Source organism: Xenophilus sp. (assembly GCF_044462705.1).
GTDB lineage: Bacteria > Pseudomonadota > Gammaproteobacteria > Burkholderiales > Burkholderiaceae_C > Xenophilus > Xenophilus azovorans.
In genome coordinates this window covers 1-7,259 of the sequence record NZ_JBIQNC010000226.1, presented here as the reverse complement: position 1 = coordinate 7,259, position 7,259 = coordinate 1, and the positions used below count along the sequence as shown (strand labels likewise).

Annotated in this window: 7 protein-coding genes; all 7 read left to right on the top strand. The window is 70.9% G+C overall.

Annotated features, from left to right (window positions below):
- Nucleotides 1–1,740 (top strand): acyl-CoA dehydrogenase (locus tag ACIY1X_RS22915; RefSeq protein WP_399685080.1); only part of this gene is annotated, 1,740 nt, incomplete at its 5' end.
- A gap of 85 nt (nucleotides 1,741–1,825) precedes the next feature.
- Nucleotides 1,826–2,047, top strand: a complete 222-nt coding sequence (locus ACIY1X_RS22910) for a hypothetical protein (protein ID WP_399685078.1) — start codon at nucleotides 1,826–1,828, stop codon at nucleotides 2,045–2,047.
- Nucleotides 2,048–2,078: 31 nt separating this feature from the next.
- Nucleotides 2,079–2,873, top strand: a complete 795-nt coding sequence (locus ACIY1X_RS22905) for an SDR family oxidoreductase (RefSeq protein ID WP_399685075.1) — start codon at nucleotides 2,079–2,081, stop codon at nucleotides 2,871–2,873.
- 16 nt (nucleotides 2,874–2,889) lie between these two features.
- Nucleotides 2,890–3,324: a PaaI family thioesterase gene (locus ACIY1X_RS22900; protein ID WP_038216479.1), complete on the top strand. Its 435-nt coding sequence runs from the start codon at nucleotides 2,890–2,892 to the stop codon at nucleotides 3,322–3,324.
- A 15-nt stretch (nucleotides 3,325–3,339) separates the two neighbouring features.
- Entirely contained in the window at nucleotides 3,340–4,356 is a 1,017-nt protein-coding gene (locus ACIY1X_RS22895) for an NADP-dependent oxidoreductase (protein ID WP_399685072.1), read from the top strand.
- Nucleotides 4,357–4,388: 32 nt separating this feature from the next.
- Nucleotides 4,389–6,119 (top strand): acyl-CoA dehydrogenase family protein, encoded by a 1,731-nt coding sequence (locus ACIY1X_RS22890; protein WP_399685068.1) that lies wholly within the window; start codon nucleotides 4,389–4,391, stop codon nucleotides 6,117–6,119.
- A gap of 193 nt (nucleotides 6,120–6,312) precedes the next feature.
- Nucleotides 6,313–7,035 (top strand): DUF899 family protein, encoded by a 723-nt coding sequence (locus ACIY1X_RS22885; RefSeq protein WP_399685065.1) that lies wholly within the window; start codon nucleotides 6,313–6,315, stop codon nucleotides 7,033–7,035.
- The last annotated feature ends 224 nt before the right edge of the window (nucleotides 7,036–7,259 follow it).

The following is a 7,259-nucleotide window of genomic DNA, read 5'->3' as shown; positions in this document are numbered from 1 at the left end:
CGCGAGACCTTCGATGCGGTGCTCGACACCTGCGAGCGCATCGCGCGCGAGAAGTACGCGCCCTTCAACCGCCTGGTGGACACGCAGGAGCCGCAGTTCGACGGCGAGAAGGTGATCCTCCCGCAGGCCACGCACGACGCGCATGCCGCCTTCGTCGAGAGCGGCATGCTGGCCGCCGCGCAGGACTACGAGATCGGCGGCATGCAGCTTCCCTACACGGTGCAAGCGGCGGCCAACGCCTTCTTCGGCCTGGCCTCGGTGAGCATCGGCTCGAACATGCTCACCAGCGGCAACGCCAACCTGCTGATGGTGCACGGCACCGGGATGCAGAAGAAGGTCTTCGCGCTGAACGAGTTCTCGGGCCGCTGGGCCGGCACCATGTGCCTGTCGGAGCCGCAGGCCGGCTCGTCGCTGTCGGACGTGGCCACGCGCGCCGTGCCCGACGGCGAGGGCTTCGAGAACGACCCGCTGGGGCCGCGCTACCGCCTCACCGGCAACAAGATGTGGATCTCCTCGGGCGACCACGAGCTGACCGAGAACATCGTGCACATCGTGCTGGCGAAGATTCCCGATGCCGAGGGCAAGCTGATCCCGGGCGTGAAGGGCATCTCGCTGTTCATCGTGCCCAAGAAGCTGGTCGACACCGAGGGCAACCTGACCGGCGTGCGCAACGACGTGGCGCTGGCCGGCCTGAACCACAAGCTGGGCTGGCGCGGCACCACCAACACGCTGCTGAACTTCGGCGAGGGCAAGTACCCGGTCGAAGGCAGATCCGGCGCCGTGGGCTACCTCGTCGGCAAGCCGGGCCAGGGCCTGGCCTGCATGTTCCACATGATGAACGAGGCGCGCATCGGCGTCGGCACCGCTGCGGTGATGCTGGGGCTGGCCGGCTACTACGCCTCGCTGGACTACGCGAAGAACCGCCCGCAGGGCCGCCCGGTCGGCCCGGCCGGCAAGGACGCCAGCCGCCCGCAAGTTCGCATCATCGAGCACGCCGACGTGCGCCGCATGCTGCTGGCGCAGAAGGCGTACTGCGAGGGCGCGCTGGCGCTGGAGCTGTACTGCGCGCGCTTGGTCGACGAGCAGAAGACCGGCGCGCCCGAGGCGGCCGACGACGCACGCCTGCTGCTGGAGGTGCTCACGCCCATCGCCAAGAGCTTCCCCAGCGAGTGGTGCCTGGAGGCCAACTCGCTGGCGATCCAGATCCACGGCGGCTACGGCTACACGCGCGACTTCCCGGTCGAGCAGTACTGGCGCGACAACCGCCTGAACATGATCCACGAAGGCACCCACGGCATCCAGGCGGCCGACCTGCTGGGCCGCAAGGTGCTGATGGAGGAAGGCCGCGGCCTAAAGCTGCTGGGCGAGCGCATCGCCGCCACCGTGGACGCCGCGCTGGGCGTGGACGAACTGGCGCCGCACGCCAAGGCGCTGGCCGGCGCGCTGACGCAGATCGACCGCGCCACGAAGGCGGCGTGGACCACCGGCAACCCCGCCGAGGCGCTGGCCAACGCGGTGCCGTACATGCAGGCCTTCGGCCACACCGTCATCGCCTGGATGTGGCTGCAGGTCGCGCTCTGCGCGCTGAAGACCGACCCTTCGAAGGGGGCGGCCACGCTGGGCAGAATCGGCGCCATGACCTACTTCTTCCACTACGAGCTGCCCCGGATCGGCGCCTGGCTGAACGTCGTCGAAAGCCGCGACCCCGTGTGCGCCCAATTGCCCGAAGAGGCCTTCTGATGATGGCCCCCACGCTCATCGCTTCGCGTATCGCTGCCCCCCGAGGGGGCGCGTCAGCGCCTTCGGGCGGCCGGGCGGCACTGACATGACCGAACCGATTCCCGTCCCCACCGCCTCCGGCAAGAAGCGCCACTGGATCGAGCACCTGACCTGGGTGCTCATCTACGGCGGCCTGCTGGTGTTGATCCTCGGCATCGCCGTCGGCCGCGGCAACGAGGCCGTGGGCTGGGGCCTGGCCGTGCCGGGCGCCGTCGCGGCGGCCGTGGGCGTGGCGCTGATCTACGTGCGCTCGCGCATGAAGCCCTGACCCGATCCCTTTCCCATCCCAGGAGACACCGATGACCCGCACTGTCCAGCAACTCTTCGACCTGAAAGGCAAGGTCGCCCTCGTCACCGGCGGCTCGCGCGGCCTGGGGCTGCAGATGGCCCATGCGCTGGGCGAAGCCGGCGCCAAGGTCATGCTCAGCTCGCGCAAGGCCGACGACCTGGAGCAGGCCGCCGCCGAACTGCAGGCCGCCGGCATCGACGCGCGCTGGATCGCCGCCGACTGCAGCAAGGAGGAGGACACCCGCCGCCTGGCCGACGAGACGCTGCAGCGCCTGGGTGCGGTGGACATCCTCGTCAACAACGCCGGCGCGAGCTGGGGCGCCCCGGCCGAGCAGCACCCGGTCGAGGCGTGGGACAAGGTGATGAACCTCAACGTGCGCGGCTACTTCATCCTCAGCCAGCAGGTCGCCAACGGCTACATGATCCCGAAGAAGACCGGCCGCATCATCAACATCGCCTCCATCGCCGGCCTGAACGGCAACCCGCCCGGCATGCAGACCCTGGCCTACAACACCTCCAAGACGGCGGTGATCGGCTTCACCCGCACGCTGGCGGCCGAATGGGGCAAGTACGGCATCAACGTCAACGCCATCTGCCCGGGCTTCTTCCGCACCAAGATGGCCTCCGGCCTGATCGACCACCTGGGCGAGGACAACATGAAGGCCGCGGCGCCGCTGCACCGCCTGGGCGACGACGAGGACCTGAAGGGCATCACGCTGCTGTACGCCAGCGATGCCGGCAAGCACATCACCGGCCAGTGGCTGGCGGTGGACGGCGGCACCAGCGTGGTGCTGGGGGCGGCCTGACGGCGGGACGCCTCGCATGAGCCTTTCCTTCGGCGTCACGATCCCCTTCGTCGACCACCTGGGCTTCACGCTGGAGCGCTTCGAGGGCGGCGAATCGGAGCTGCGCTACACGCCGGCGCCGGAGCACACCAACAGCTTCGCCGTCGCCCACGGCGGCGCCTGCATGACGCTGCTGGACGTGGCCATGGCCACCGCCGCGCGCAGCGTGCAGCCCGAGATGGGCGTGGTCACCGTCGAGATGAAGACCAGCTTCATGCTGCCCGCCACCGGTCCGCTGATCGCCCGGGGGCGGCTGATGCACCGCACCGCCACGCTGGCCTTCGTCGAGGCGACGATCCACGACAGCCAGGGCCGCGCCTGCACCCACGGCACCGGCACCTTCAAGTACGTCAAGCGCCTGCCGGTGGCCGGCAAGACGATCCACGACCTGCAACCCCCCGCCACAGACTAAGCAAGGAGGCTATCCATGCCCACCAACAAGCAGATCCACCTGGCCAGCCGCCCCGAGGGCGAGGCCCAGGCCGGCAACTTCCGGCTCGTGACGGCCGAGACGCCGCCGTTGGCCGACGGCCAGGTGCTGGTGCGCCACCACTACCTGAGCCTGGACCCGTACATGCGCGGGCGCATGAACGAATCCAAGAGCTACGCCCAGCCGCAGCCCGTGGGGCAGGTCTTCCAGGGCGGCACGGTCGGCGAAGTGGTCGAGAGCCGCAACCCCAAGTACGCCGTGGGCGACAAGGTGGTCGGCTTCGGCGGCTGGCAGGAGTACAGCGTGGTCGACGGCAACCAGCCCGGCATGCTGCGCAAGGTGGACACCGCGCACGTGCCGCTGTCGCACTACCTGGGCGCCGTGGGCATGCCGGGCGTCACCGCCTGGTACGGCCTGGTGAAGATCATCGCGCCCAAGGCCGGCGAGACGCTGGTGGTCAGCGCCGCCTCGGGCGCCGTCGGCAGCGCCTTCGGTGCGCTGGCCAAGGCGCGCGGCTGCCGCGTGGTGGGCATCGCCGGCGGCCCCGACAAGTGCAAATACGTCACCGACGAGCTGGGCTTCGACGCCTGCATCGACTACCGCCAGCACCCGGACGCCAAGAGCATGAGCGCGGCGCTCAAAGAGGCCTGCCCGCAGGGCATCGACGGCTACTTCGAGAACGTCGGCGGCTACATCCTCGACGCCGTGCTGTCGCGCCTGAACGCCTTCGCCCGCATCGCGCTGTGCGGCATGATCGCCGGCTACGACGGCCAGCCGCTGCCGCTGGCCAACCCGGCGCTGCTGCTCATCAACCGCGTGAAGCTGGAAGGCTTTATCGTCAGCGAGCACATGGAGGTGTGGCCCGAGGCGCTGAAGGAGCTGGGCACGCTGGTGGCCGCCGGCAAGCTGCGGCCGCGCGAGTCGATCGCGCAGGGCATCGAGGCGGCGCCCGAGGCCTTCCTCGGCCTGCTCAAGGGCCGCAACTTCGGCAAGCAGCTGGTCAAGCTCATCTGACCCGAATCTGACCCGAGACACAGGAGGCGGACATGGACAGCGTCATCACCCATGAGGTCTTCAACCAGCCCGAGCCGCTGGCGGACTACGACCTGTTCGCCACCAACCGCGCGCTGCAGGACGCGCTGCGCTTCAACGCACCGGACCTGCAGCTCGCCCCGCTGCAGGCGCTGGGCCGCGAGCTGGGCAGCGCCGGGATGCAGGCCCATGCGCGCCTGGCCAACGTGCACACGCCCGAGCTGCGCACGCACGACCGCTTCGGCCGCCGCATCGACGAGGTGGAGTTCCATCCCAGCTACCACGCGCTGATGCAGACGGCCGTCGGCGCCGGGCTGCATGGCACGCCGTGGGCCGAGAACGAGGCCCCCACGCCTGCGGCTTCGCCTGCTGCGCTGCCCCCCGGGGGGGCTCTCGCGGCTCGGGGCGGCCCGTCGCCGCTCGGGCGCTCGCCCCACGTGCAGCGCGCGGCGGGCTTCATGCTCTTCACCGAGCTGGAGCCCTCGATCCTGTGCCCGATCTCGATGACCTACGCGGTGGCGCCGGCCCTGCGCGACAACCCGGCCATCCATGCCGAGTGGTCGCCCCTGCTGCAAAGCCGTGCGTACGACCCGGCGCTGAAGGTCTACCGCGACAAGCCCGGCGTGACCATGGGCATGGGCATGACCGAGAAGCAGGGCGGCTCCGACGTGCGCGCCAACACGACGCAGGCCGTGCGCGACGGCAGCGACGCCTGGGGCGAGCGCTACGCGATCACCGGCCACAAGTGGTTCTTCTCGGCGCCGATGTGCGATGCCTTCCTGGTGCTGGCGCAGGCGCCGGCGGGCCTCTCGTGCTTCTTCCTGCCGCGCGTGCTGCCCGACGGCACGCGCAACGCCATCCGCATCCAGCGCCTGAAGGACAAGCTGGGCAACAAGGCGAACGCCAGTTCCGAGGTCGAGTTCCACGGCGCCGCGGCGTGGCTGGTGGGCGAGGAGGGCCGCGGCGTGCCGCAGATCCTGGAGATGGGCACCATGACCCGCCTGGACTGCTCGCTGGGCACCAGCGGCCTGATGCGCCAGGCGGTGGCGCTGGCGCTGAACCACACCCGTCAGCGCAGCGCCTTCGGCAAGCCGCTGATCGAGCAGCCGCTGATGCGCAACGTGCTGGCCGACCTGGCGCTGGAGAGCGAGGCCGCCACCGCGCTGGCGATCCGCCTGGCGCGCAGCTTCGACCGGCAGGACGACGCGCACGAACGCCTGATGGCGCGCCTGCTCACCCCTGTCGCCAAGTTCTGGATCTGCAAGCGCGGCAGCCACCTGGCGCAGGAGGCGATGGAATGCCTGGGCGGCAACGGCTACGTGGAGGAGGGCGGCCAGGGCGTGATGGCGCGCATCTACCGCGAGATGCCGCTGAACTCCATCTGGGAGGGCGCCGGCAACATCATGGCCATCGACCTGCTGCGCGCGCTGCGCAAGGGCGACGCGGCGGCAGCGCTGGAACGCGAGCTGGCGCCGGCCCGCGGCGCGCACGCGGCGCTGGACCGCCTGGTGGCTGCGCTGCCGGCGCGCGTCGAGGCCATGGCCACGGAAGTCGAGGCGCGCCGCCTGGCGCAGGACGTGGCACTGGCCGTGCAGGCCGCGCTGCTGGTGCAGACCGCCCCCGAGGCGGTGCACGCCGCCTTCGCCGCCTCGCGCCTGGGCGGGGACTGGGGCCACGCCTTCGGCACGCTGGGCGCGGGCGTCGATGCCGGCGCCATCATCGAGCGCGCCATGCCGGGCGCGTAGGAATACGCCGCTTCCTGGCAACCGCCGGCATGCCACGGCGGCAGCCCCTGCGGCCGCAGACCTCCGCCCCATGCGGCCTGCGGCTGCATCGCCCTTTCGATTGCGTGCAATGTGGACAGCCGGCCACATGCTTGATCCCGTCCCGCCGGGCGCGCCAGCATCGGTGCTTCAGGAACCTGAAGGAGACCCGCCGATGCCTGCCCTGAGAGACGCCGCCGAACTGGCCGCCGAGGCCGCCCGGCCCTACCCGAACGACAGTGCCGAATACCGGCGCGCCCGCGTGGCCCTGCTGGCCGAGGAGATCGAACTGCGCCGCCGCATCGAGCACGTGGCCGCCATGCGCCGCGCGCTGCCGCCCGGCGGCGCGCCCGGCCAGGACTACCGCTTCCTCGACGAACAGGGCCGCGACCTCGGCCTGGCCGACCTGTTCGGCCGCCACGACACCCTGGTCACCTACTTCTGGATGTACGGCCCGCAGCGCGAACGGCCATGCCCCATGTGCACCGCGTTCCTCGGGGCCATGGACATCCCGGTGCGCGACATCACGCAGAAGGCGGCCTTCGCCGTGCTGGGCCGTTCGCCCGTGTCGCGGCAACTGGCCTTCGCGCGCGAGCGCGGCTGGCGCAACCTGCGCTTCTTCCAGACCGTGGGCGACGACTATGCGCGCGACTACCGCGGCCTGGCGCCCGACGGCAGCGAATGGCCGGCGCTGGACGTGTGGACGAAGGACGCGCAGGGCCGCGTGCGGCACTTCTGGGCCAGCGAACTCGGCGGCACCGAAGACCCGGGCCAGGACCCGCGCGGCGCCCCCGACCCGACGCCGCTGTGGAACGTCCTCGACCTCACGCCGGCCGGGCGGGGCGCCGACTGGTACCCCTCGCTGGAGTACGACGATGCGCACGGCGGCTGCCACTGAGTGCCCCCAGGGCCGGGCTGCGCCCAGCCCGCCCCCCGCGGGGGGCAAGAAAACTTGGGGCGGCCCGGCGTTTTCTTGAGAGCCGCTCGTTCGACAAGCGGGCGGCCAGCGGGTAGGGTGAGGGTTTCGCATCGCCCCCACGACGCCCATGCCCGACCTGATCCTCCATCACTACGCCAGTTCGCCCTTTTCCGAGAAGGCCCGCCTGCTGCTGGGCCACAAGA

What these genes read in the sequence shown, in the direction of transcription:
- ACIY1X_RS22890 (WP_399685068.1), top strand. Translation starts at nt 4,389, where the DNA reads ATGGACAGCGTCATCACCCATGAGGTCTTCAACCAGCCCGAGCCGCTG.
- ACIY1X_RS22895 (WP_399685072.1), top strand. Translation starts at nt 3,340, where the DNA reads ATGCCCACCAACAAGCAGATCCACCTGGCCAGCCGCCCCGAGGGCGAG.
- ACIY1X_RS22905 (WP_399685075.1), top strand. Translation starts at nt 2,079, where the DNA reads ATGACCCGCACTGTCCAGCAACTCTTCGACCTGAAAGGCAAGGTCGCC.
- ACIY1X_RS22900 (WP_038216479.1), top strand. Translation starts at nt 2,890, where the DNA reads ATGAGCCTTTCCTTCGGCGTCACGATCCCCTTCGTCGACCACCTGGGC.
- ACIY1X_RS22885 (WP_399685065.1), top strand. Translation starts at nt 6,313, where the DNA reads ATGCCTGCCCTGAGAGACGCCGCCGAACTGGCCGCCGAGGCCGCCCGG.
- ACIY1X_RS22910 (WP_399685078.1), top strand. Translation starts at nt 1,826, where the DNA reads ATGACCGAACCGATTCCCGTCCCCACCGCCTCCGGCAAGAAGCGCCAC.